This window comes from Stenotrophomonas sp. NPDC047960 (genome assembly GCF_043204395.1).
GTDB lineage: Bacteria > Pseudomonadota > Gammaproteobacteria > Xanthomonadales > Xanthomonadaceae > Stenotrophomonas.
This window is the reverse complement of record NZ_JBIDBX010000001.1, coordinates 393,607-418,724: the sequence shown is the minus strand read 5'-3', so window position 1 is coordinate 418,724 and position 25,118 is coordinate 393,607. Positions and strand designations below refer to the sequence as shown.

General features: G+C 65.2%; 21 protein-coding genes and 1 tRNA gene. 6 read left to right on the top strand and 16 right to left on the bottom strand.

Translation table 11 applies throughout. The features are described from left to right. Positions 1–3: 3 nt before the first annotated feature. The 4 genes from cyoD to cyoA are packed head-to-tail and all read right to left on the bottom strand — an operon-like array spanning position 4 to position 4,041. Complete coding sequence (cyoD, locus tag ACGFZ3_RS02175; protein WP_282245983.1) at positions 4–354, bottom strand: cytochrome o ubiquinol oxidase subunit IV; 351 nt, start codon at positions 352–354, stop codon at positions 4–6. Continuing rightward, positions 354–995, bottom strand: a complete 642-nt coding sequence (cyoC, locus tag ACGFZ3_RS02170) for a cytochrome o ubiquinol oxidase subunit III (RefSeq protein WP_392915785.1) — start codon at positions 993–995, stop codon at positions 354–356. Before cyoC ends, cyoD begins: the two co-directional genes overlap by 1 nt. Further along, complete coding sequence (gene cyoB / locus ACGFZ3_RS02165) at positions 992–2,995, bottom strand: cytochrome o ubiquinol oxidase subunit I (protein ID WP_392915782.1); 2,004 nt, start codon at positions 2,993–2,995, stop codon at positions 992–994. The genes cyoC and cyoB overlap by 4 nt, the downstream gene beginning before the upstream one ends. A gap of 2 nt (positions 2,996–2,997) precedes the next feature. Then, positions 2,998–4,041 (bottom strand): ubiquinol oxidase subunit II, encoded by a 1,044-nt coding sequence (cyoA, locus tag ACGFZ3_RS02160; RefSeq protein WP_392915779.1) that lies wholly within the window; start codon positions 4,039–4,041, stop codon positions 2,998–3,000. Positions 4,042–4,937: 896 nt separating this feature from the next. Between cyoA and ACGFZ3_RS02155 the strand changes: the two genes are divergently transcribed. After that, a complete protein-coding gene (locus ACGFZ3_RS02155) occupies positions 4,938–5,270 on the top strand; it encodes a SymE family type I addiction module toxin (RefSeq protein WP_392915776.1) in 333 nt (110 codons plus the stop codon). Between the two features lie 13 nt (positions 5,271–5,283). Here the strand turns inward: ACGFZ3_RS02155 and ACGFZ3_RS02150 are convergent, their stop codons facing one another. Beyond that, on the bottom strand, positions 5,284–6,288 hold the full coding sequence (locus ACGFZ3_RS02150) for a 2-hydroxyacid dehydrogenase (RefSeq protein ID WP_392915773.1): 1,005 nt from the start codon (positions 6,286–6,288) through the stop codon (positions 5,284–5,286). Positions 6,289–6,409: 121 nt separating this feature from the next. Between ACGFZ3_RS02150 and ACGFZ3_RS02145 the strand changes: the two genes are divergently transcribed. Next, on the top strand, positions 6,410–6,715 hold the full coding sequence (locus ACGFZ3_RS02145) for a hypothetical protein (RefSeq protein WP_392915770.1): 306 nt from the start codon (positions 6,410–6,412) through the stop codon (positions 6,713–6,715). 399 nt (positions 6,716–7,114) lie between these two features. Here ACGFZ3_RS02145 and ACGFZ3_RS02140 read toward each other — a convergent pair. Then, positions 7,115–7,190 (bottom strand) — tRNA-Thr (locus ACGFZ3_RS02140). Positions 7,191–7,302: 112 nt separating this feature from the next. Here ACGFZ3_RS02140 and treA point away from each other — a divergent pair. Further along, positions 7,303–8,925 carry an alpha,alpha-trehalase TreA gene (gene treA, locus ACGFZ3_RS02135; protein WP_392915768.1) on the top strand — a complete coding sequence of 541 codons (1,623 nt, stop codon included), beginning with the start codon at positions 7,303–7,305 and terminating at the stop codon, positions 8,923–8,925. 138 nt (positions 8,926–9,063) lie between these two features. On the opposite strand, the gene ACGFZ3_RS02130 is transcribed toward treA, so the two are convergent. The 7 genes from ACGFZ3_RS02130 to murJ form a co-directional block, all read right to left on the bottom strand. After that, positions 9,064–9,759 carry a lysoplasmalogenase gene (locus ACGFZ3_RS02130; RefSeq protein WP_392915765.1) on the bottom strand — a complete coding sequence of 232 codons (696 nt, stop codon included), beginning with the start codon at positions 9,757–9,759 and terminating at the stop codon, positions 9,064–9,066. Further along, positions 9,756–11,639, bottom strand: coding sequence for a M61 family metallopeptidase (locus tag ACGFZ3_RS02125; RefSeq protein ID WP_392915762.1), 1,884 nt, complete (start codon positions 11,637–11,639; stop codon positions 9,756–9,758). The genes ACGFZ3_RS02130 and ACGFZ3_RS02125 overlap by 4 nt, the downstream gene beginning before the upstream one ends. Positions 11,640–11,982: 343 nt before the next feature. Beyond that, the gene (gene ispH / locus ACGFZ3_RS02120) at positions 11,983–12,933 is read right to left on the bottom strand and encodes a 4-hydroxy-3-methylbut-2-enyl diphosphate reductase (RefSeq protein ID WP_392915759.1); all 951 of its coding nucleotides are present in this window, start codon (positions 12,931–12,933) and stop codon (positions 11,983–11,985) included. A gap of 53 nt (positions 12,934–12,986) precedes the next feature. Continuing rightward, positions 12,987–13,493: a signal peptidase II gene (gene lspA, locus ACGFZ3_RS02115; RefSeq protein ID WP_392915757.1), complete on the bottom strand. Its 507-nt coding sequence runs from the start codon at positions 13,491–13,493 to the stop codon at positions 12,987–12,989. After that, the gene (gene ileS, locus ACGFZ3_RS02110) at positions 13,493–16,324 is read right to left on the bottom strand and encodes an isoleucine--tRNA ligase (RefSeq protein ID WP_392915754.1); all 2,832 of its coding nucleotides are present in this window, start codon (positions 16,322–16,324) and stop codon (positions 13,493–13,495) included. The genes lspA and ileS overlap by 1 nt, the downstream gene beginning before the upstream one ends. After that, positions 16,321–17,268, bottom strand: a complete 948-nt coding sequence (locus ACGFZ3_RS02105) for a bifunctional riboflavin kinase/FAD synthetase (RefSeq protein ID WP_392915752.1) — start codon at positions 17,266–17,268, stop codon at positions 16,321–16,323. The genes ileS and ACGFZ3_RS02105 overlap by 4 nt, the downstream gene beginning before the upstream one ends. A 75-nt stretch (positions 17,269–17,343) precedes the next feature. After that, positions 17,344–18,948, bottom strand: coding sequence for a murein biosynthesis integral membrane protein MurJ (gene murJ / locus ACGFZ3_RS02100; protein WP_392917535.1), 1,605 nt, complete (start codon positions 18,946–18,948; stop codon positions 17,344–17,346). 116 nt (positions 18,949–19,064) lie between these two features. Between murJ and rpsT the strand changes: the two genes are divergently transcribed. Further along, positions 19,065–19,334 (top strand): 30S ribosomal protein S20, encoded by a 270-nt coding sequence (gene rpsT / locus ACGFZ3_RS02095; protein ID WP_017354922.1) that lies wholly within the window; start codon positions 19,065–19,067, stop codon positions 19,332–19,334. 142 nt (positions 19,335–19,476) lie between these two features. Here rpsT and cgtA read toward each other — a convergent pair whose 3' ends face one another. The 3 genes from cgtA to rplU all read right to left on the bottom strand — a co-directional run bounded on the left by cgtA (position 19,477) and on the right by rplU (position 21,260). After that, entirely contained in the window at positions 19,477–20,526 is a 1,050-nt protein-coding gene (gene cgtA, locus ACGFZ3_RS02090) for an Obg family GTPase CgtA (protein WP_392915748.1), read from the bottom strand. Positions 20,527–20,666: 140 nt separating this feature from the next. Continuing rightward, on the bottom strand, positions 20,667–20,927 hold the full coding sequence (rpmA, locus tag ACGFZ3_RS02085) for a 50S ribosomal protein L27 (protein ID WP_019184517.1): 261 nt from the start codon (positions 20,925–20,927) through the stop codon (positions 20,667–20,669). A 15-nt stretch (positions 20,928–20,942) separates the two neighbouring features. After that, positions 20,943–21,260 (bottom strand): 50S ribosomal protein L21, encoded by a 318-nt coding sequence (gene rplU, locus ACGFZ3_RS02080; RefSeq protein WP_392915743.1) that lies wholly within the window; start codon positions 21,258–21,260, stop codon positions 20,943–20,945. A gap of 266 nt (positions 21,261–21,526) precedes the next feature. Between rplU and uvrA the strand changes: the two genes are divergently transcribed. Together uvrA and ACGFZ3_RS02070 are read left to right on the top strand one after the other, a co-directional pair. After that, the gene (gene uvrA, locus ACGFZ3_RS02075) at positions 21,527–24,532 is read left to right on the top strand and encodes an excinuclease ABC subunit UvrA (RefSeq protein WP_392915740.1); all 3,006 of its coding nucleotides are present in this window, start codon (positions 21,527–21,529) and stop codon (positions 24,530–24,532) included. Beyond that, entirely contained in the window at positions 24,532–24,939 is a 408-nt protein-coding gene (locus ACGFZ3_RS02070; protein WP_392915737.1) for an acyl-CoA thioesterase, read from the top strand. The genes uvrA and ACGFZ3_RS02070 overlap by 1 nt, the downstream gene beginning before the upstream one ends. The last annotated feature ends 179 nt before the right edge of the window (positions 24,940–25,118 follow it).

Genomic DNA, 25,118 nt, shown 5'->3' with positions numbered 1-25,118 from the left:
ACCTCAATGCATCATGTGCACGTTCATGTTGTGCATCACCCACAGCGTGCCGGCGACGATGATGCCGATCACCACCACGGTGAAGGCCGCCGCGCTGACGTTCCAGCGCTGTTCCGACGAACGGTTCAGGTGCAGGAAGAAGATCAGGTGCACGAAGATCTGCAGGATGGCCGCCACCACGATGATGACGCCCGTGGTGAAGACCGGCAGGCCGCCCTTCATCACCGCCCAGAAGGGAATGATGGTGAGCACCGCAGCCAACAGGAAACCGACCAGGTAGGACTTGACGCTGCCGTGGCTTTCGCCGGCGGCGCCATGACCGTGGTCGTGTGCGTGATTGTCATGTGCGGCCATTACAGCGCTCCCTTCAGGTAGACGACGGAGAACACGCCGATCCAGATCAGGTCCAGGAAGTGCCAGAACAGGCTCAGGCACGCCATGCGGGTCTTGTTGGTCGGGGTCAGGCCGTTCTGCTTGATCTGGATGAACATGATCAGCAGCCACAGCAGGCCGGCGCTTACGTGCAGGCCGTGGGTGCCGACCAGCGCGAAGAACGCCGACAGGAACGCGCTGTGGCCCGGACCGTAGCCCTCATGGATGAGGTGGTTGAACTCCCACACTTCCATGACCATGAAGCCGAAGCCCAGCAGCCAGGTCAGGCCCAGCCACAGGTACATCTGGCCAACCTTGTGCTTGTGCAGCGCGATCATGCCCAGGCCGAAGGTCAGCGAGGACACCAGCAGCAGCGTGGTTTCCCACGCTACGAAGGTCAGGTCGAACAGGTCCTTCGGACCCGGGCCACCGTTGGTGCCGCCGGCCAGCACGATATAGGTCGCGAACAGGCTGGCGAAGATGAGGCAGTCGCTCATCAGGTACACCCAGAAACCGAAGACGGTGTTCTCGCCGGTGTCGTGGTGTTCGTGGTCGTCATGGCCATGGGCCGCCGCGTGTGCGGCGTGCCCGTGGTTCACGTTGTTGGCGATAGTGCTGCTCATGCCTGCAACTCCGATTTCACCAGACCCTGCGCCTGCAGGTGACGGCGGTGCTCATTTTCGATCCGCTCCACTTCGGCAGCCGGCACGTAGTAATCCACGTCCTTGTCGAAGGTGCGCCAGATGAAGGTGCCGATCATGCCGATCATGCCAACGATGGCCAGCCACCAGATGTGCCAGATCATCGCGAAGCCGAACACCAGGCTGAAGGCGCCGATCACCACACCGGTACCGGTGTTGCGCGGCATGTGGATGTCGGTGTACCTGGCCGGGCGCTCCCACGCCTCACCACGCTGCTTGCGTTCCCAGAAGTCGTCCAGCTCGGTGACCTTGGGCAGCGAACCGAAGTTGTAGAACGACGGCGGCGAAGAGGTTTCCCACTCCAGCGTACGGGCATCCCACGGATCACCGGTCAGGTCGGCGGTCTTCTTGCGGTCGCGGATGGACACGGCCACCTGGATGATCTGGCACAGGATGCCGGCGCCGATGATGAACGCACCGACCATCGCAATGACCAGCAGCGGCTGGTATTCCGGGTTCGGGTAGCTCTGCATGCGGCGGGTCATGCCCATGAAGCCCAGGATGTACAGCGGCATGAAGGCCACATAGAAACCGATGAACCAGCACCAGAACGCGCGCTTGCCCCAGGCCTCGTTGAGGCGGAAGCCGAACATCTTCGGCCACCAGTAGGTAATGCCGGCGAACATGCCGAACACCACGCCGCCGATGATGACGTTATGGAAGTGGGCGATCAGGAACAGGCTGTTGTGCAGCACGAAGTCGATGGCCGGGATCGCCAGCATCACGCCGGTCATGCCGCCGATGGTGAAGGTGACCATGAAGCCGATCGTCCACAGCACCGGGCTGGTGAACTGCACGCGGCCGCGGAACATGGTGAACAGCCAGTTGAAGATCTTCACGCCGGTGGGAATGGAGATGATCATCGTCGTGATGCCGAAGAAGGCATTGACGTTGGCACCCGAACCCATGGTGAAGAAGTGGTGCAGCCACACGATGAAGGACAGCACGCCGATGGTGGCCGTGGCGTACACCATGCCCTTGTAGCCGAACAGCGCCTTGCGCGAGAACGTGGCGATCACTTCGGAGAACACGCCGAAGGCCGGCAGCACCAGGATATAGACTTCCGGGTGACCCCAGATCCAGATCAGGTTGATGTACAGCATGGCGTTGCCGCCACCGTCATTGGTGAAGAAGTGCGTGCCCAGGTAACGGTCCAGGGTCAGCAGCACCAGGGTGACGGTCAGCACCGGGAAGGCGGCGATGATCAGCACGTTGGTGACCAGCGCGGTCCAGGTGAACACCGGCATGTGCATCAGCTTCATGCCCGGGGTACGCATCTTCAGGATGGTAATGAAGAAGTTGATACCGCTCAGTGTCGTACCTAGACCTGCTACCTGCAGGCCCCAGATGTAGTAATCGACACCTACCCCTGGACTGAACTCCTTGCCCGACAACGGCGGGAAGGCCAGCCAGCCGGTCTGCGCGAATTCACCCACGCCCAGCGAGATCATCACCAGGCCCGCTCCCGCCACGAACAGCCAGAAGCTGAGCGAGTTGACGAACGGGAAGGCCACGTCGCGTGCGCCGATCTGCAGCGGCACCACCACGTTCATCAGGCCGGTGATCAGCGGCATCGCCACGAAGAAGATCATGATCACGCCATGCGCGGTGAAGATCTGGTCGTAGTGGTGCGGCGGCAGGAAGCCTTCGGCGCCGTTGGCGGCGATGGCCTGCTGGGTACGCATCATGATGGCGTCGGCAAAGCCGCGCAGCAGCATGACGAAGGCGACGATGAGGTACATCACGCCGATCTTCTTGTGGTCGACTGAAGTGAACCACTCCTTCCAGAGATAGCCCCAAAGCTTGAACTTGGTGATCAGGGCCAGCACGAGCAGGCCACCGATCCCCGCGCCAACCAGCGTGGAGATGATGATCGGGTCGTGCGGGATGTCAGCGAATGTCAGTTTGCCCAACGGATTCATGCTTATTCTCCCGAGCCTGCGTGGCCGGCGTGACCGGCGGCGGCGTGCTCGTCTGCAGTGTGTTCGGCATGGTCGGCCGGCATGTCATGGGCACCGGCCGGCATCTCGTGGCCTTCGTGGCTTTCGCCCGCAGCGCCGTGCGACATGCCCTTGTGATCCATGGCCTTGTGGTCCATGCCGTAGTGCTGGTTGTCACCCATGTGGCGGGCAACGACCCAGTCGAACAGACCGGTTTCAGTGGTACCGAAGTAGGTCACCGGGTGCCAGTCGTGGTTCTTGTCGGCCACCAGCGCGCCAAAGGCAGCCTGGTCCATCGGGGTGCTCTGCGCACGCACCTTGGCCAGCCATGCCTGGTATTCGGCTTCGGTCACCGAGTTGGCGTCGAAATGCATCTTGCTGAAGCCCGCGCCGCTGTAGTGCGAGGACATGCCCGGGAACGTACCGGTCTCGTTGGCGATCAGATGGAGCTTGGTCTCCATGCCGGTCATCGAGTAGATCATGCTGCCCAGGTGCGGGATGAAGAAGGCATTCATCACCGAATCGGACGTGATCTTGAAGTTCAGCGGGGTGTTCACCGGGAAGGTGATTTCGTTGACCGTCGCGATGTTCTCTTCCGGGTAGATGAACAACCACTTCCAATCCAGCGAAATGGCTTCAATCACCACCGGCTTGGTCTGCGAGTCCAGCGGACGGTACGGATCCAGCGAGTGCGACGAACGCCAGGTCAGCACGGCCAGCACCAGCACGATCATGCACGGGATCGACCAGACGACCACTTCGATCGCGGTGGAATGCGACCACTTCGGCTCATAACGGGCCTTGGTGTTGGAGGCGCGGTACTTCCAGGCGAACGCCAGGGTCATGATGATGACCGGCACGACGACCAGCAGCATCAGCACGGTGGCCGTGATCAGAAGGGTCTTCTGATCGTGGCCGACCTGGCCCTTCGGGGCCAGAATGGCCGAGCTGCAGCCCGTCATGAACACGGACAACGCGAACAGCAGGCCCGGGCGCAGCCAGCGCCCAAGGGATTTCAACGGAATCATCGGTCGATCCAATTGCGTAGGGAATGCCTTCTCAAGCGCGCCCCTCCGGCCAAGGCCGGGTGTACCGGTCCCAGGGGAGCGGCACGGAGGACGTTCATGTCAGCCCCGTAATTTTATGCCGTCACGCACCATTTAAGAAGGGCATTGACAATGATCTGGCGCAGGAAAGGCCCGGAAACGGCTGCGACACGTTGTCGCACTGCGCGCGCACTGCCCGGATCGGCACATCAAGAACGTCATGTATAGACATGAATCGTTCACGGCGGCGATCGGCGCCACCGGCCCAGCCCGCCTGCCCGACCCACTCGAACCCGCCCTCGCGCGCACTCGGGTACACCCCGGACGAACACCGGACCGCCGGGCCGGGCACGGGCACACGGTCGCCGGACACCGGGCCGCCTGGCGCCGTAGGGTCGGTTCCCAAACGACTGCCCTCGCACCACCCACACCCGGTAACGCATGAACCCCGATCAAAACCGCTCTTGATCTCACCCGCCCCACCCGCCATTCCGCGCCCACCGGACCGATTACGACGCCCCGAAACGCCCTCAAACCAAATGATGCACGTCGGCGAAAAACAATTTTTGTGCCTTTGCTCACACACAAACGACGCATTTCCCGCACTTCCGTGCCGCACCCGACACCAGTAGATAAAGCCTACTGAAATCGCGAACCCAACAGACACAATCGATTTCGCTTCTTCGTCGTCCGCGGGCAAGGTTCTCCCCGGAGCTCAAAACTCCGGTGAGCCAAAATTGAGGATGTCCCATGTCGGGAGGGTGGCTAATACAAGACCCCTCACGGGGGAATACACCCGCCGTCTGGCTTGCACGGTTTTGACCTCCCGACGCCCTCGCCCTGACCGGCGAGGGCCATTCCCTGTTGGAGGAGCGAAGATGAAACCCAAACCCGTCCAGTGGCCCGAAGACGACGAAGAAGTCATCCTGCAGCTACCCCGCTGCGCACCCAGCTACACCCCCAGCTACCACCACAACGTACGCGCCGTGCCCCAGCTGGACGAGCACGACCGCGACCGCTTCGGCCCCTACCCCATGGTCACCCTGCGCGGCGCCTGGCTGCGCAGGTTCGGCTTCGAGGTAGGTGTGCACGTACGAATCGAAGCCACTCCCGGCCAGATTCTCCTGCGCCCGCTGTGGAACGACGACCCGCCCGTCCGCGAGAGTGCCAAGAAACCCGTCGTGCGCTATGCAGAAGTGGAAGACCGGTAGTGTTCGATCAGCTTCAGCCAGCAACCACCCTGTTCTGGCATTCCGCCCCGCTGGCGAAATCGCGCAGGTTGCGCAGGGTGATGCTGCAGATCTCCTGCAGCGCTTCCACAGTGAAGAACCCCTGGTGCCCGGTGACCAGCACATTCGGGAAAGTCATCAGGCGCTGGAAGAGATCATCATCGATGATCTCGCCAGACAGATCCTGGAAGAACAGCGCGCTTTCCTGCTCGTACACATCAATGGCCAAGTGGCCAAGATGCCGCGACTTCAGCGCGCGCACCACCGCATCGGTGTTGACCAGCGCGCCGCGCGAGGTATTGACCAGCATCGCGCCGGGCTTCATCAACCCCAGCGATTCCTCGTTGATGAGGTGATGGGTCTGTGGGGTAAGCGGGCAATGCAGGGAGACGATATCCGAGCGGGCCAGCAGCGTTTCCAGCGATACGCTTTCGCCGAAGGCATCGAATGCCGGTGACGGATACGGATCGAAGCCCAGCACCGTGCAGCCCATGCCATGCAGGATGCGCGCCGTGGCCAGCCCGATCTTGCCGGTGCCCACGATGCCCGCCGTCTTGCCATGCAGGGTGCGGCCCAGCAGGCCATCCAGCATGAAGTTACCCTCGCGCACCCGGTTATAGGCGCGGTGGGTGTGCCGGTTGAGCGTCATGATCAGCGCCAGTGCATGCTCGGCCACGGCCTCGGGCGAGTACGCCGGCACCCGGGCGACGAACAGGCCCAGCTTGCCGGCGGTGGCGATATCCACGTTGTTGAAGCCGGCGCAGCGCAGCAGTACCGCGCGTACGCCCAGTGCGTGCAGGGCATTCAGCACCGGCGCGTCCAGGCGGTCGTTGACGAATACGCAGACCGCGTCGAAGCCCTGGGCCAGCCCCACCGTGGAGGCATCCAGCGCCACATCGAAATAGGCGAACTCGAAGCCCTGTTCCGTATGGTCGCGCGCATTGGCTTCCTCAAGGAAGCGACGGTCGTAAGGACGAGCGCTGAAGACGGCGGTTTTCATGGGCGAGCCTCTGCGGGTACGCCCAGACAGTAACCCGATGGCTGGCGTAGCACCAAACCGGCCATTGAAGTGCCTCCACCTGCCCCCACTGCTTCATCACCGCCCTTGGGAAGCCCCCCCGATGCCGAAGATCTCCAGAGCAAAGCTGCTGGCCGCCACCACCGCAGTGCTGGTTCTGCTGCTCGCCTGCAATCTTGAGCTGCTGCCACTGGCGCTACTGGTGGACGCCATCGGGCTGGACGTCCTGGCGCTGCTGCTGGGCGCGCAATTGGTGGCTGGGCTGCCTTGGCTGCGGGCACACGCGGCGGCAGCCTTGCGCATCACCGGCCTCGCCGGGGGAGCGATGGCTGCCGGATTCATGGGTGGTTACCTGCGGCAACTGGTGTTCTGGAATCGGCTGGCAACGGCACGCCCCCGCAGGCGCTAGCCCGGCGCCTGACCTCAAACGAGGGTCGGATACGTTCAGCCATCCAATCACTCCCTGAAGACGCCCGTGTGGGGCATACCATCCACAGCGTCCAATCGTGCATGTACAACCTCACCTTTCCGCCAAGGGCACGCATCAGCAACTGTCGCGTTCCCACTCCATTACTTGCCTGAGCGGCGCCGTGAATTCACGAAGAGGACGACGGCAACGACGACTGCAACGGGAACCGCCAGCATGATGAGCAGGATCAGCCAGTGCCAGATTGAGAAGCTTCCCATGTGGTCATGTCCCTTTGAAGTAGCGACCAACCTTATAGCTGTCTCGACCGGTTGAGAACAGTCACCTGCGCAATCGGCACAAACAATAAGCCCCGACCAAGGCCGGGGCTTTTGCTGAAACTGGTGCCGGAAATAGGAATCGAACCTACGACCTACGCATTACGAATGCGCCGCTCTACCAACTGAGCTATTCCGGCTGAGCAGGCAATTCTAAGGGGAGCGGCCGGGCGGGTCAATTGGCGGCCCCGCCGCACCCTTTGTTGACGCTCCCGCCCCTACAGTCGGGCTGTTGCCGCCTGGAAACCGCCCATGAACCCACGTCTCCGCCTGGCCGGCCTGCTGCTGGGGTCGCTACTCTATTCCGCCTCCGCCGGTGCCCAGGCGCCCGCCCAGGCCCCACAGCCGCCGGACCAGCAGTGGCAGCCCCTGTTCCAGCAGGTGCAGCGCGCCCACCTGTTCAAGGACCAGAAGACGTTCGCCGATGCGGTGCCGGCTCTGGATGCCGACGCGCTGTTGGCGGAATGGGGTCAGGCCCAGGCGCAGCCCGGCTACACCCTGCCCGCCTTCGTGACCACGCACTTCACCGTTCCCCCGGAGTCAGCCGCCTACGTGCCACCCGCCGGGGAAACCCTGCGCGCGCATATCGAGGGGCTGTGGCCGGTGCTGACCCGGACCACCGACACCGTGGACCCGCGCGGTTCGCTGCTGCCGCTGCCCAAGCCGTATGTGGTGCCGGGCGGGCGCTTCCGCGAGGTGTACTACTGGGACAGCTACTTCACCCTGCTGGGCCTGGCCTCCAGCGGGCGCTGGCAGCAGGTGCGCGACATGGTGGACAACTTCGCCTGGCAGCTGGACCAGTACGGGCATATTCCCAATGGCAACCGCAGCTACTACCTGAGCCGGTCGCAGCCGCCGTTCTTCAGTTTGATGGTGGATCTGCTGGCTACGCATGAAGGAGATGAGGCGTATCGCCGGTATCTGCCGCAGCTGCGCACCGAGCATGCGTTCTGGATGCGTGGGGCGGAAGGGTTGGCGCCGGGTGCGGCCAGTGAGCGTGTGGTGCGGATGAATGATGGGAGCCTGCTCAACCGGTACTGGGATGCGCGGGCGGTGCCGCGCACCGAGTCGTGGACGGATGATCTGGCTACGGCGGCGACGGTTCCGGATCGGGCGCCGTCGCAGGTGTATCGCGATCTGCGCGCTGGTGCGGAATCGGGGTGGGATTTCAGTTCGCGGTGGCTGGTGCATCCGGCGGAGCTGGGGAGTATCCACACCACGGAGATCGTGCCGGTGGATCTGAACAGCCTGCTGTTCCATCTGGAGACGACGATTGCGCGGGCGGGTCGTGCGGCGGGGGAACGTTCGGCGGCGCGGGATTTCGCGCGGAAGGCGGAGCAGCGCAAGCGCGCGATCAATGCGCTGCTGTGGGATGAGCGGCAGGGGTGGTATGCGGATCGGGATCTGGAGCGTGGTTCGCCCCGCCCTGCGCTTACGGCTGCGGCGTTGTTTCCGTTGTGGCTGGAGGTGGCGAGCCCGGTGCAGGCGCGGCGTACGGCCGAAGCGGTGCAGACGCAATTGGTGCGTGCGGGTGGGTTGTTGACCACCACCGAGAACACCGGGCAGCAGTGGGATGCGCCGAATGGGTGGGCGCCGTTGCAGTGGGTGGCGGTGGATGGGTTGCAGCGGTACCGGCAGGATGCGTTGGCGCGGCAGATTGGCGTGCGGTTCCTGCGGACGGTGCAGACGGTGTATGACCGTGAGGGGAAGTTGGTGGAGAAGTATGTGGTGGATGGCTCGGCCGGGGGTGGCGGTGGTGGTGAGTACCCGTTGCAGGATGGGTTTGGGTGGAGCAATGGGGTGGCGTTGGCGTTGTTGGATCGGTTGTGTGATGAAGGGAAGCGGTGCGAATCGGCGGGGGATGTTGGGCAGTGATCACGCGAAGAGCGCATCTCCGGCCTGGGTCATGCGTTACAGCAGTGATTGGCGAAGTCGGCAGTCGTTTGGGAACCGACCCTACCAGCCGTGCCATGCAGGCAGCCCCAGAGCCGGCCCCGCCACGCGCGTGCGCCGTTATCGGACCGAGCGGGCTATGCAGTATTGCGCTGCGTAGTAGGTGCTTAGTACGTACAGGGTTGCGGCTGGGAGGCCGCCGCCGAAGCGGTCCCAGGCGAGTACGGAGTCGCTGATGACGAACAGGACTGCGCCGGTTGCGGCCCAGCGGGCGCTTGTGGGCGCGGAGGGGATTGCTGCGTTCTTCACCCACGCGCGCGCCAGGGCGAGTGTGGCCATCAGTGCGAGCACTACTACGTAAACCACTACCGGGATGCGCAGGTCGTTGGGGAGCAGCGGCCATAGACCGGCCAGGTTGATGCCGGCGAATACTGCGAGCACTGCGGCCGCGAACCGCAGGCCCCGCCCTGCCCTGAAGCCTGCGCGGAAGGCGACGATGTAGCAGAGGTGTGCGAGCAGGAAGGCGATCAGCCCGGGTACGAAGGCGTCGAATGGCAGCATCAGGGCGATGTCGCCGAGGCAGGAGAACGCCATGCCGAGGAGGATGGCGGTGGAGTATGCGCGGGGGCCGGCAGATTCCGAGGTTGTCGGCCAGGGGCCGGCATTACGGCGGTGTTGCAGGATGATTCCCGCTATCAACAGTGTGGTCAGCGGCTTGGCGATCCAGTGCAGCCAGCGGCCGTCGCCATCCAGCGACGCGCCGATGATGGCGGCTAGCGCCGCCAGCACAATCGGCACGTCGCGGCGCAGGTTCATCGCGCCTTCCACAACTCGGCGAGGCGGTCGGGCTTGCCGGCGATGCGCTGCAGCGAGGGGTACTGCAGGCCGCCGTGGTAATCGAGCTTTACCGTGTCGATGCGGTCGAAGTTGCGTACCAGCAGGGTCAGCGGGGCCTTGTCGGTCTTGGCGGCGGCCACGGCGTCCTTCAGGTCCTCGCCCTTGAACACGCGGCCGTTGAGCGCCAGCACGCTCATGCCCGGGGCCAGGCCGGCGTTGAAGGCGGGGCTGTCCCAGAGCACGTCGGTGATGGCGCCAGCCTCGGTGACGGCCACGCCCAGCGAGTACAGCAGGTTGGTGTTCTTGGCGCGGGTTTCCTGCGCCTTGTAGGCATCGTTCGGGGTGTCGGTGTAGACCAGCTTCCAGCCCGCGGCTTCCAGCCCGCCGGTGAGCGGGCCGTGGCCGTCCAGGCGCTCGCGCAGGAAGCCCGCCCAGTCGTACGGAGCGATGCCGTTCAAGGTGCTGACCACTTCATCGAACGTATACGGGTTCACGTTCCAGTCGCCGTCGTGCATGCCGAAGAAGGCCTTGGCAAAATCATCGATGCTGCGCTTGTTGCCGGTCAAGCCACGCAGCTTGCCGTCCACGTCCAGCCACACCATCTGCCCGCCGGAGTAGTAGTCCTCGCTCATCTGGTAGTTGCGGAACGCCAGGGCCCGGCGCTGGGCGATGGTGGGGTCGTTGGTGGTGTCCTGCAGGTTGCGCCAGGCCAGGCCGGGGCGGCCACGGTCATAGGTGGCTGCCACGTTCGCGAGCATGTCGCGGGTCTGGTCTGTGCTCCACAGGCCCGAGCGCGCGGCCAGCACATGGCCCCAGAACTGGGTCTGTCCTTCGTACAGCCACAGCAGGCTGTCGCCCATGGGCACGTTGAAGTTGGCGGTGGTCAGGTCGGCGCCACGGCGGTACTTGCCGTTCCAGGAGTGGTTGAATTCGTGCGGCAGCAGATCGCGGCCGAGCCAGGTCTTGTCCCAGTCGGTGAAGTAGCCGGTGTCACCGCTGTTCTCGCTGGAGCGCTGGTGCTCCAGGCCGATGCCGCCGAGCTTGCTGGTGAGCGCGAGCAGGAATTCGTAGCGGTCGAAGTGTCGGGCGCCGTAGAGCTTGTAGATCTGCTGCACCAGGGCGCGGTGCGCCTGCAGCTGTTCGGGCTTGGCCACCAGCGATTTGGCGTCGTCGGCGAACACGTTGAGGCGCACGGGCACCTTGGCGCCGGGGTCGAGGTCGAACTGCTGATAGTGGCGGCCGGCGAACAGCGGCGAGTCCACCAGGTGGTCGTAGCTGATCGGCTTGAACACCACGGTGTCGCCGTCGCGGCGCTCGGTATCCAGCGCGGTGGCGTAGGCCCAGCCTGGCGGCAGGGTGACGCTGGCCTGGGCCTGGATGTTGCGGGTGATCACGCCGGCCGGATACAGCGAGTTGGCGTTCCACTGCAGGTTGAGCATTTCCGGGGTCATCACCACGCGGCCCTGCCCTGCGCCCTGCGAGGAGAGGAAGTTGAAGTTGGCGACCACCTCACTGGCGCCCTGCGGCACGTCGACGGTGAAGGCGTACACGTTGTACGGGTCGCGCTTCCAGGCCAGCGGTTTGCCGTTGGCGGTGACCACCAGGCCGGCGAGTTTATCGATGGGGCCGCTGGGCGAATGCGCGCCGGGCAGCCATTGCGGGTACAGCAGGGTCAGCGGGCCCGGTTGGGCCGGGACGGTGGCCTTGACCTTGAAGATGCGGCGGCCGATGTCGCGTGCGTCCACGTCGATGCGCAGGGTGCCCGGGAAGGCGACGTCCTGCGGCGGTGGCGTCTGCGCGTGGGCACCGGTGGCGGTGGCGGCGAGAAGCACGGAGAGGACGGTGGCGCGCAGTTTCATCGGGGGGGATTCCGGCATTCGAATTGATCGATGCTAGACCTGCGTAGCGCACAGCCCCATGGCCAAAGGTCATGCCTTCGCCGCGTGGGGCGTTGTCATCGGCGGTCGATCGGGATGCGACCCTACCGCGCCATCGGACATGTTCCGTGCGTACCGACCAACGGTCGGTACCTACCGGCAGGTGACGACCGTTGGTCGTCACGTCGGTTCGGTAGGTGACGACCGTTGGTCGTCACGTCGGTTCGGTAGGTGACGACCGTTGGCCGTCACGTCGGTGCGGTAGGTGACGACCGTTGGCCGTCACGTCGGTGCGGTAGGTGACGACCGTTGGTCGTCACTCCGGTCAGGAGATGAGGCGCAGCCTCAGCTCCTTCGGCAATGCAAACACCATCGATTCGGGCTCGCCTTCAAGTTCGCCGACACTGCCTGCACCCAGTTCCTTCAGCCGCGCGATCACGCCATCCACCAGCACCTGCGGTGCGGAGGCGCCGGCGGTGAGGCCGATGTGCTTCTTGCCCAGCACCCAGGCCGGGTCGATCTCGTCGGCGCCGTCGATCAGGTACGACTCCACGCCATCACGGCGTGCCAGTTCGCTGAGGCGGTTGGAGTTGGAGCTGTTCGGCGAGCCCACCACCAGCACCAGGTCGCAGCGCTTGGCCAGGTCGCGCACGGCATCCTGGCGGTTCTGGGTGGCGTAGCAGATGTCATCGTTCTTCGGCCCCTGCATGGCCGGGAAGCGTGCACGCAGGGCGTCGATGATGCCGCGGGTGTCATCCACCGACAGCGTGGTCTGGGTGGTGTAGGCGAAGTTTTCCGGCTGGTCCAGCACCAGGGTGGCGACGTCTTCGACGTCTTCCACCAGGTAGATCGTGCCGGTACCACGCTCGCGGCTCCACTGGCCCATGGTGCCTTCCACTTCCGGGTGACCGGCGTGGCCGATCAGCACCACGTCGCGGCCGGCACGGCAGTGCCGCGCTACCTCCAGGTGCACCTTGGTCACCAGCGGGCAGGTGGCGTCGAACACCTTCAGTCCACGCCGCTCGGCTTCCTGGCGCACGGCCTGGGAAACGCCGTGGGCACTGAAGATGACGGTATTGCCATCGGGCACTTCGTCCAGCTCTTCGACGAAGATGGCGCCCCGGCGCTTGAGGTCATCGACCACGAACCGGTTGTGCACGACCTCGTGGCGCACGTAGATCGGCGCACCCAGGGTCTCGATCGCGCGTTTGACGATCTCGATCGCACGATCGACACCGGCACAGAAACCACGCGGATTGGCGAGCAACACATCCATCGGTCAGATACTCCGGCCGGCCGGGGCCGGTTGATACAGGGAACTGGAGGGAATTATCCCGCTTTTTTCTCGGTCTTGCCGTCGAACAGGCCAAACACCGCGATACCCACGGCGCCGACCACGATCGCCGCATCGGCGATGTTGAACGAGGGCCAGTAGTGCTCACCCACGTACCACTGGATGAAATCGACCACGTGGCCGTGCACCTGGCGGTCGATGACGTTGCCGATGGCCCCGCCGATCACCAGGGCGTACGGCACGGCGCTGCGCCAGTGGGCACGCGGGGTACGCGACAGCCAGAAGGCCATCAGGCCGCTGATGCCCACCGCCAGAGCGGTGAAGAACCACAGCTGCCAGCCACCGGCGTCGCTCAGGAAACTGAACGCTGCGCCGGTGTTGTAGGTGCGGTACCAGTTCCAGAAGCCATCGATGACGGCCACCGGCTGGTACTCGGGCAGGCTGGACAGCACCCAGGCCTTGCTCCACTGGTCAAGGCCGATGATGGCGGCCGACAGCAGCAGCCAGACCAGCGCGCTGGGACGCGGACGTGCGGCGCGCATCAGAACCACTTCCTGTCTTCGCCGGCACCGTCGACGTTGCTTGCGCAACGACCGCACAGTTCCGGGTGGGCGGCCACGCTGCCGATGTCGGCACGGTAGTGCCAGCAACGCACGCACTTCTGCTTGGTGGTCGGCTGGGCGCTGACGAACACTTCGTCGGTGGTCGCCGGGCGCACGCTGACATCGCCACTGATGAACAGGAAGCGCAGTTCCTCCGCCAGCGGCTGCCAGCGCGCAGCGGTTTCCTCGCTGGCGGCGACGGTGATCTCTGCTTCCAGCGCGGCACCGATCGCACCGTTGGCGCGCATCGGCTCGAGCACCTTGGCCACCTGCTCGCGCAGGGCCAGCAGCTGGTCAAAATCGGCGGCGTTGATCGCGGCATCGGCCGGCAGCGGCAGCAGGCCTTCGTACCACGTGGCAAACAGCACGTTTTCCTTGCGCTCGCCCGGCAGGTAGCCCCACAGCTCATCGGCGGTGAAGGTCAGGATCGGAGCGATCCAGCGGGTGAACGCCTCGGCGATGTGGTACATCGCGCTCTGCGCCGAACGGCGGCCGCGCGAGTCGGTCGGCATGGTGTACAGCCGGTCCTTGGTGACGTCCAGGTACAGCGAACCGAGGTCCACGCTGCAGAAGTTCAGCAGCAGCTGCACGATTTCGGCCATGTTGTAGCCGGTGTACGCCGCCTTGATCTTCTCCTGCACTTCCCAGGCGCGATGCACGATCCAGCGGTCCAGGGCGACCATGTCGGCCGGGGCCACCAGGTGCCGGGCCGGGTCGAAGCCGTCCAGGTTGCCGAGCAGGAAGCGCGCGGTGTTGCGCAGGCGACGGTAGGCGTCCGCGTTGCGCTTGAGGATTTCCTGCGACAGCGACATTTCGTTGCTGTAATCGGCCGAGGCGATCCACAGGCGCAGGATGTCCGCGCCCAGGGTCTTCATGATGTCCTGCGGCTCGATGCCGTTGCCCAGCGACTTGGACATCTTGCGGCCCTTCTCATCCACGGTGAAGCCGTGGGTGAGGCACTGCTTGTAGGGCGCGTGCCTGTCGATGGCCACGCCGGTGAGCAGCGAAGACTGGAACCAGCCGCGGTGCTGGTCGGAACCTTCCAGGTACAGGTCGGCCGGCTTGCCGAAACCACGTTCCAGCAGCACGCCTTCATGGGTAACGCCCGAGTCGAACCAGACATCGAGGATGTCGGTGACCTTCTCGTAATGCGCCGCTTCATCGCCCAGCAGTTCGGCCGCGTCCAGCGCGTACCAGACGTCGATGCCGCCGGCCTGCACGCGGTCGGCCACCTGCTGCATCAGCTCGACGGTGCGCGGGTGCGGTTCGCCGGTTTCGCGGTGGGTGAACAGTGCGATCGGCACGCCCCAGGTGCGCTGCCGGCTGATGCACCAGTCCGGGCGGCCATCGACCATGCTGCCGATGCGCGCCTTGCCCCAGCCCGGGAACCAGCCGACGTTGTCGATGGCGGCCATCGCATCGCTGCGCAGGTTGGCCTTGTCCATCGAGATGAACCACTGCGGGGTGGCGCGGAATACCACCGGGGTCTTGTGGCGCCAGCAATGCGGGTAGCTGTGCACGATTTCCACGAATGCCAGCAGCGCACCGGAATCGCGCAGCACGTCCACGATCAGCGGCTGCGCCTTCCACAGGTGCACGCCCGCCAGCACCACCTCGCCGGCCGGCGGGGTGGACGGCAGGTACACGCCACGGCCGTCGACCGGGTTGATCTGGGCGGCGGTGTAGTTGTCCATCAGCCCGTACTGCTGGCTGACCACGAAATCCTCCTGGCCGTGGCCGGGAGCGGTGTGCACCGCACCGGTACCGTCTTCATCGGACACATGCGCGCCGTTGAGCAGCGGGATGTCGCGCTGCGGGTAGAACGGATGGGCCAGCAGCAGGTTTTCCAGCGCGGCACCGGCGGCATGGCCGTGGGCGACTACGTCTTCCACGCCATAGCGGCGCAGGGCGCGCTCGGCCAGGCTGGCGGCGATCACGAGCCAGCGGCGCTTGCCGGCGTGGGCCGGGCCTTCGACCAGGGCGTACTGGATGTCCGCGCCCAGCGAGACCGCCAGCGAGGCCGGCAGCGTCCACGGGGTGGTGGTCCAGATCGGCACGGCGACCTCGACATCGGCCGGCAGGCTCACGCCGAAACGCGCGGCCAGCTGCGCCGGGTCGCGCGCCACGTAGGCCACGTCGATGGCCGGCGAGGTCTTGTCCTGGTATTCGATTTCCGCTTCGGCCAGCGCCGAGCCGCAGTCGAAGCACCAGTGCACCGGCTTGGCGCCGCGCACGATGTGGCCATTGGCGAAGATCTTGGACAGCGCGCGGATTTCATTGGCTTCGAAATCGAAGCTCAGGGTCTTGTACGGGTTGTCCCAATCGCCGATCACGCCCAGGCGCTTGAAGTCGCGGCGCTGCAGGTCGATCTGCTCTTCGGCGTACTCGCGGCACTTCTGGCGGAACGCGACGGCATCGAGCTTGACGCCGACCTTGCCCCACTTCTTTTCGACCGCGATTTCGATCGGCAGGCCGTGGCAGTCCCAACCGGGCACGTAGGGCGCATCGAAGCCGGCCAGGTAGCGCGACTTGACGATGATGTCCTTGAGGATCTTGTTGACCGCATGGCCCAGGTGGATCTGGCCATTGGCGTAGGGCGGGCCGTCGTGCAGCACGAACAGCGGGCGACCCTGCGCGTTTTCGCGCAGGCGGGCGTACAGGCCCTCGTCTTCCCAGCGCGACAGAATGCCCGGCTCGCGCTTGGGCAGGTCGCCGCGCATCGGGAATTCGGTTGCCGGCAGATGAAGGGTGGCTTTGTAGTCCTGGCTCACGCAGTGGCTCGCAATCTGTGTTCGGAAAGGATGTGACGGGCCTGATCGGCGTCACGGTGCATCTGGTCGGTCAATGCCGCCAGATCATGGAACTTCTCTTCGGCGCGCAGCTTGGCGACGAATTCAACCTGGATATGCCGACCGTACAGGTCGCCCTGGAAATCGAACAGGTGCGCTTCCAGCAGCGGCTCCACCCCGTCCACGGTCGGCCGGGTGCCGAAGCTGGACACCGATGGCCACGGCTGATCGAACACGCCGTGCACCCAGGTGGCATAGATGCCCGCCAGCGCCGGCGTTTTCGGGAAGCGCAGGTTGGCGGTGGGGAAGCCAAGGGTGCGCCCGAGCTGGCGCCCGCGCACTACCCTGCCCCCGATGGAATACGGGCGGCCCAGCAGGTCGGCGGCATGGGCGAAATCGCCTTCGCGCAGCCGCTGGCGGATGCGGGTGGCGGAAATGCGCTCGCCGTGGAAATCCACCGCTTCGATATCGCCGGCGGTAAAGCCACGTTCGGCCCCCATGGCCTGCAGCAGGGCCAGGTCGCCGCGACGGCGGTTGCCGAAGCAGAACTCCGGCCCGATCCACACTTCGCGCGCGCCCAGCCGATGGACCAGCAGCTGTTCGACGAACGCTTCGGCCGGCATGGCGGCCATGGCCGCGTCAAAACGAAGCAGGCCGATGGCGTCCACGCCGAAATCGCGCAGGAGCATGACCTTGTCGCGCGCCAGGGTCAGCCGCGGCGGCGGCTCGCCCTGGGCGAAGTATTCGCGCGGCAGCGGTTCGAACGCGACCGCCACGGCGGGAACGCCCAGCGCGCGGGCACGCGCGGCCGCATGCCGCACCAGCGCACGATGGCCAAGGTGCAGGCCGTCGAATGCGCCGATGCAGACCACGCTTCCGTGCGGGAACAACGGCCCGCCTTCGATGCTTCTGAACAACCTGGTCATCTACTGGGAATCCGGCCCGTCAGGACCGATGCATTGCAAGGGATAGCCATGAAGTATAGCCGGGGTGCCCACGGATCAATGCTCGCGCAGGTGACGCGGACGGAAGCCCATGGCGACCAGGGCCAGCAGGTAGGTCAGGCCGCCGCTGCCGACCAGCAGGGCGAGGTTGCCGATCCGGTGCCATTTGTCCATGTCGGTGAAGTCGGTCATCAGCTGCAGCAGGCCCAGCAGCACCGCCACCATGGCCGCGCAGGCCAGGCCCAGGCGGGTCACGTAGCCGCCCCAGCCGGCCTTGGGCTGGTACACGTCGGTCTTGCCCAGCCAGTACCAGAGCAGGCCAAGATTCAGGTAACTGGACAGCGCGCTGGCAATGCCCAGCGCCAGGTGCAGGCCCGGCTGTTTGCCCAGCGCCACCCACACGCCCTGCGCCTTCAGCGCCTCGGGCACCATCACGTGGTACAGCACGGCCAGCAGCAGGAAATTGAAGACCATGTTGGCCACCAGCGCGACCAGGCCGGCGCGGACCGGGGTGCGGGTGTCCTGGCGGGCGTAGAACGCCGGCAGCACCACCTTGAGCAGGGCGAAAGCCGGGAGCGCAAAGCTCAGGCCGTACACCGACAGCGCGGTCATGCGGGTGTCGAAGGCGGTGAACTGGCCGTGCTGGAAGATCGTGGCGATCAGCGGCTCGGCCAGCAGCATCAGGCCCAGCATGGCCGGTACGGCGATCAGCAGCGTGGTGCGCAGGCCCCAGTCCAGTGCACTGGAGAAGCCGGCCTTGTCAGTGCTTACGTGGTGGCGGGCCAGCGCCGGCAGGATCACCGTGCCCAGCGCCACCCCGAACACGCCCAGCGGCAGCTCCAGGAAGCGGTCGGCCAGCGACAGCCAGGACTGCGAACCGTCGGTCAGCTTGGCCGCGATCACGGTATCCAGCAGCAGGTTGATCTGGGCCACCGAGGAGCCGAACAGGGTGGGCACCATCAGGGTCAGCACCTTGCGCACCCCGGGATGGGTCCAGCCCCAGCGCGGCAGGGTCAGCAGGTTGATGCCCTTCAGCGAGGGCAGCTGGAACAGCAGCTGCAGCACGCCGGCGGCCAGCACCGCCCAGCCCAGCGCCAGGATCTGCTTTTCCGGGGTGCCGCCCAGCCGCGGCGCCAACCACAGCGCACCGGCGATCATGCACAGGTTGAGGATCACCGGCGTCAGCGCGGGCATGGCGAAGCGCTGGAAGCTGTTGAGCGCGCCGCCGGCCAGGGCGGTGAGCGAGACGAACAGCAGGAACGGGAAGGTCAGCCGGAACAGGTCCACCAGCAGGCCGTGCTTGGCCGGGTCGGTATCGACCCCGCTGGAAAACAGGGTGGCCAGCTGCGGGGCGAAGATCAGCGCCAGCGCGGTGACCAGCAACAACACCGCGCCCAGGGTGCCGGCCACGCGCGACATCAGCTCGCGCAGCTCCTCATGGGAACGGGTTTCCTTCACCTCCGTGAACACCGGCACGAAAGCGGTGGCGAACGAGCCCTCGGCGAACAGGCGGCGCAGGAAGTTGGGCACCCGGAAGGCCACCCAGAAGGCATCGGTCACCGCATTGGTGCCGAACGTGGTGGTGACGGCCAGGTCGCGGACCAGCCCCAGCACCCGCGAAATCATGGTCATGCTGCTGAAAGACAGCAGCCCGCGCAACATCCTTGGTGAACTCACCCGTGTTTCCTCTTGACAATTGACTTGACGTACATTTTTCGAGCCATCATACTTTCCAGCTTGCTGTTCCCATTACACCGATTTTTCAGGAAACCACCACTGTGGCCAATATCAAGTCCGCCAAGAAGCGCGCCAAGCAGACCGTCGTGCGCAACGCGCGCAATACGGCTCAGCGTTCGATGCTGCGCACCGCTGTCAAGAAGGTGATCAAGGCGCTGGACGCCAACGATGCCGCCGGCGCCGAGGCAGCCTTTGCCGTCGCCCAGCCGATCCTCGACCGTTTCAGCTCGCGTGGTCTGATCCACAAGAACAAGGCCGCTCGCCACAAGAGCCGCCTGACCGCCCGCATCAAGGCCCTCAAGGCCGCCTGATCCGGCGCAACGCCGCGCCTGGCGCGGCGTGCGGTACAAGAACCCGGCCCTGGCCGGGTTTTTTGCGTCCCCCCATCCATGGCGGGCGCCCCCACAGAAAAACCCGGCCGAAGCCGGGTTTCCCGAGGAAGCAACGTCAGCGTCAGAGCGCGTTGCGCGCATCCGCCTCGTCTTCCTTCTGGCGGTCGAAGAAGGCCATGATGTTGGTCATGATCGGCCAGGTGCCTTCACGGCCCAGCGCCGATACCAGATACCACGGCTGGGTCCAGCCCAGCTCGGCGATGATCTGCTCGGCGGCTGCCTTGGCCTCATCCTCGAACATCAGGTCAGCCTTGTTCAGGACCAGCCAGCGCGGCTTTTCCAGCAGCTCGGGGTCGTGCTTGGCCAGCTCGCGCTCGATCGCACGGACCTGCTCGATCGGCGAAATTTCCACGCCACCTTCCATCGGGGAGATGTCCACCAGGTGCAGCAGCAGGCGGGTGCGCTGCAGGTGGCGCAGGAACTGCGCGCCCAGGCCGGCGCCATCGGCGGCACCTTCGATAAGGCCGGGAATGTCAGCGATCACGAAGCTGCGGTAGTTCTCCACGCGCACCACGCCCAGGTTGGGGTAGAGCGTGGTGAACGGGTAATCGGCCACTTTGGGGGTGGCGGCGGACACGGCGCGGATCAGGGTGCTCTTGCCGGCATTGGGGAAGCCCAGCAGGCCCACGTCGGCCAGTAGCTTCAGCTCCAGCTTGAGCAGGCGCTCCTCGCCCTCCTCGCCCGGCAGCGACTGGCGCGGCGAACGGTTGGTGGAGCTCTTGAAGTGCATGTTGCCCAGGCCGCCCTTGCCGCCCTTGGCCACCAGCAGGATGTCGCCGTGCCGGGTCAGGTCACCGATCACTTCGTCGGTGGCCACGTTCATCACCACGGTGCCGACCGGCACGGTGATGATCAGGTCTTCGCCGCCCTTGCCGTAGGCCTGGCGGCCCATGCCGTTCTCGCCACGCTGCGCCTTGAAGATGCGCTCGTGACGGAAATCGACCAGGGTGTTGAGGTTTTCGTCGGCGCGTATATACACGCTGCCGCCATTGCCGCCGTCGCCACCGTCCGGGCCGCCCAGCGGAATGAACTTCTCGCGACGGAAACCGACGCAGCCGTTGCCGCCATTGCCGGCGGTAACCTGGATTTCTGCTTCGTCTACAAGTTTCATGATTCTGGATGCCAACTGGAGGCGGTGGGCAACGGGTGCGCCCGACCGCAGAGTCTAACGTGAAAAACAAAAACCCCGCCGGAGCGGGGCTTTCGTCAGCAGCCCCACGCCGGGGCGGGGGCGCCTGCGTATCGCGACGCTCAGGCTTCGGCGACGACGCTGACGGTACGACGCTTCTTCGGGCCCTTCACCGAGAACTCCACCTTGCCGTCGACCAGCGCGAACAGGGTGTGGTCACGGCCGAGGCCAACGCCGGTACCCGGGTGGAACTGGGTGCCGCGCTGACGCACGATGATGTTGCCGGCATCGATGGCCTGGCCACCGAAAATCTTGACGCCGAGGTACTTCGGGTTGGAGTCGCGACCGTTGCGCGATGAGCCTACGCCCTTTTTATGTGCCATGACTGCTTCTCCTTATTACTTGCTGCCACCGGCGATGCCGGTGATCTCGATTTCGGTGTAGTACTGACGGTGACCCTGGCGCTTCATGTGGTGCTTGCGGCGACGGAACTTGATGATCCGGACCTTGTCGGCACGACCCTGCGAAACGACCTTGGCGGTGACCGAAGCGCCGCTCAGAGCGTCGCCCAGCTTGATGCCGTCGCTGTCACCCAGCATCAGGATTTCTTCGAACTTGATCTCGTTGCCGACGTCGGCTTCGAGCTTTTCAACGCGGAGCGTTTCGCCCTGCGCCACGCGGTATTGCTTACCGCCGGTTACCAGTACTGCGTACATGACCAGACTTCCTCTGTAGTTATTGTGGTCTATGGACTGCTGCCATCGAGGGCAGACAGGAGCGGGATCTTAATGAATCCCCCCGGCCCGGGTCAACCCACCCCCTGCCTGGGGCGGCAATCGCCTGAACCCCGTTCAGGTTCAGGGGGCGCCGGTCTCAATAGATGAGACAAGGGGCTGGCAATGTCGCCGATTGCCCCCAAATCCCAAGCTCGGTAGGCTGACCGATTGCCGTCTCCGCTTGCCCCACTTTCAACGGATCCCCCATGGCGATGGATTTCATCCGCATCCGCGGCGCGCGGACGCACAATCTCAAGAACATCGATCTCGACCTTCCCCGCGACAAGCTTATTGTCATTACCGGCCTGTCTGGCTCGGGCAAGTCCTCGCTGGCGTTCGACACGATCTACGCCGAAGGCCAGCGCCGTTACGTGGAGTCGCTGTCGGCCTATGCCCGCCAGTTCCTGAGCGTGATGGAAAAGCCGGACCTGGACCATATCGAAGGCCTGTCGCCGGCGATCTCCATCGAGCAGAAGTCGACGTCGCACAACCCGCGTTCGACCGTCGGCACCATCACCGAGATCTACGACTACCTGCGCCTGCTGTACGCCCGCGTGGGCAGCCCGCGCTGCCCCGACCACGGCTACCCGCTGGAAGCGCAGACCGTGAGCCAGATGGTGGACCACGTGCTGACCCTGGACCCGGAACAGCGCTACATGCTGCTGGCGCCTGTGATCCGCGAGCGCAAGGGCGAGCACGCCCAGGTGTTCGACCAGCTTCGCGCACAGGGCTTCGTGCGCGTGCGGGTGGACGGTGCGCTGCATGAAATCGACGCGGTGCCGCCGTTGGCGCTGCGCCAGAAGCACACCATCGAAGCGGTGATCGACCGCTTCCGCCCGCGCGAGGACATCAAGCAGCGCCTGGCCGAGAGCTTTGAAACCGCGCTGAAGCTGGGCGACGGCATGGTGTCGGTGCAGTCGCTGGATGTAGAGGATGCCCCGGCCCACCTGTTCTCGTCCAAGTACAGCTGCCCGGTCTGCGATTACTCGCTGCCGGAGCTGGAACCGCGCCTGTTCTCGTTCAACTCGCCGGTGGGCGCCTGCCCGGGCTGCGATGGCCTGGGCATGGCCGAATTCTTCGATCCCTCGCGCGTGGTGGTGCACCCGGAGCTGTCGCTTTCGGCCGGTGCCGTGCGTGGCTGGGACCGCCGCAACGCGTACTACTTCCAGTTGATCGCCTCGCTGGCCAAGCACTACAAGTTCGACACCGATGCGCCGTGGCAGAGCCTGTCCGAACCGGTACGCAAGGCGGTGCTGTACGGCAGCGGCGATGAGACCATCACTTTCACCTACTTCACCGAGGCCGGTGGCCGGACCCAGCGCAAGCACCGCTTTGAGGGCATCATTCCCAACCTGGAACGCCGGTACAAGGAAACCGAATCGGCGGCAGTGCGGGAAGAGCTGGCCAAGTACATCAGCGAACGCAACTGCCCCGAGTGCAACGGCCAGCGCCTGAACCGTGCAGCCCGCAATGTGTTCGTGGCCGACCGCGCGCTGCCGGAACTGGTAGTGCTGCCGATCGACGAGGCGCTGAAGTTCTTCAGCGGCATGACCCTGCCCGGCTGGCGCGGCGAGATCGCCGGCAAGATCGTCAAGGAAATCGGCGAACGGCTGGGCTTCCTGGTCGACGTGGGCCTGGATTACCTCACCCTGGAGCGCAAGGCCGACACGCTGTCCGGTGGTGAAGCCCAGCGCATCCGCCTGGCCAGCCAGATCGGCGCCGGCCTGGTCGGGGTGATGTACGTGCTCGACGAGCCGTCCATCGGCCTGCACCAGCGCGATAACGAGCGCCTGTTGGGCACCCTTACCCGGCTGCGCGACCTGGGCAACACGGTGATCGTGGTCGAGCATGACGAAGACGCGATCCGGCTGGCCGACTACGTGCTGGACATCGGTCCGGGTGCGGGCGTGCACGGCGGCGAAATCGTCGGCCAGGGCACCCTGCAGGACATCCTCGACGCACCGCGTTCGCTCACCGGCCAGTACCTGTCCGGCAAGCGCGCGATCGAGATTCCCGCGCGCCGGCACAAGCCCAACCCGAAGATGACGCTGCACCTGCGTGGTGCAAGCGGCAACAACCTCAAGGGTGTGGACCTGGACATTCCGTCGGGCCTGTTGACCTGCATCACCGGCGTCTCCGGATCGGGCAAGTCGACGCTGATCAATGACACCCTGTTCTCGCTGGCCGCCAACGAGATCAACGGCTCGTCGCACCCGGTCGCGCCGTACAAGGAAGTGGAAGGACTGGACCTGTTCGACAAGGTGGTGGACATCGACCAGTCGCCGATCGGCCGCACCCCGCGTTCGAACCCGGCCACCTACACCGGCCTGTTCACTCCGCTGCGCGAGCTGTATGCGCAGGTTCCTGAGGCCCGTGCGCGCGGCTACTCGCCGGGCCGTTTCAGCTTCAACGTGCGGGGAGGCCGCTGCGAAGCGTGCCAGGGCGATGGCCTGATCAAGGTGGAGATGCACTTCCTGCCGGACGTGTACGTGCCCTGCGATGTGTGCCACGGCAAGCGCTACAACCGCGAAACGCTGGAGATCCTCTACAAGGGCTACAACATCAACGACGTGCTGCAGATGACCGTCGAAGATGCGTTGAAGCTGTTCGAACCGGTGCCGGGCATCGCGCGCAAGCTGGAAACGCTCGTGGATGTCGGCCTGAGCTACATCAAGCTGGGCCAGAGCGCGACCACGCTGTCCGGCGGTGAAGCGCAGCGCGTGAAGCTGTCCAAGGAACTCTCGCGCCGCGATACCGGGCGCACGCTGTACATCCTCGACGAGCCGACCACCGGCCTGCACTTCCACGACATCGAAGCGCTGCTGGGCGTGCTGCACAAGCTGCGCGACGAAGGCAACACGGTGGTGGTGATCGAGCACAACCTGGACGTGATCAAGACCGCGGACTGGATCGTCGACCTGGGGCCCGAAGGCGGCCACCGCGGCGGCACCATCCTGGTCACCGGCACGCCCGAAGACGTGGCCGCGCACCCGGCGTCGTACACCGGCCAGTTCCTGGCCAAGATGCTGCCCTCGGTCAGCGCGCGCCCTGAACGCCCGGCGGCGGTGGCCAACAAACCCGACGCCCGGCCGCCGCGCAAGGCCAAGCCGGAAAAGCCGGCCAAGGTCGCCAGGAAGGCGGTCGCCGCCACGCGTGCGGCGACCCCCAGCAAGACCAGCCCTGCCAAGACCACCAAGGCGAAGAAGAAGTAATGAGCAGCGAACACAAGATCCTGGCCCGCGTACCGATCAGCGTGCGCTGGCGCGACATGGACAGCATGGGCCACGTCAACAACGCCAAGTACATTTCCTACCTGGAAGAAGCGCGCGTGCGCTGGATGCTGGGCGTGGAAGGCGTATCGATGACCGACCGCATCGCCCCGGTGGTGGCCGCCACCAACGTCAACTACCGCCTGCCGATCGTGTGGCCAAACGACATCATTGTGGAGCTGTTTGTCGAACGCCTGGGCAACAGCAGCGTGACCATCGGCCACCGCATCGTGGACCAGAAGAACGACAGTACGCTGTATTCGGACGGCAACGTGGTAGTGGTGTGGATGGACACCCAGACCGGCAGGAGCGCCCCGCTGCCGGACGCCATCCGCAGCGCGTCCACCTGAACCCGACAGGCCGCCGATGAGGCGGCCTGTTTCGTTCAACGGCCCATTCCGTTCGAGGTCATGCCTCACCGCTCGTGGACGCGTTACGTGCAGTCGTCTGGGGAGCGACCCTACCGGCGGGTCCGCGTGCGACCGGGATCACAGAGGCGGCAGGTCCCCGCCCGACGGGATCACCGACG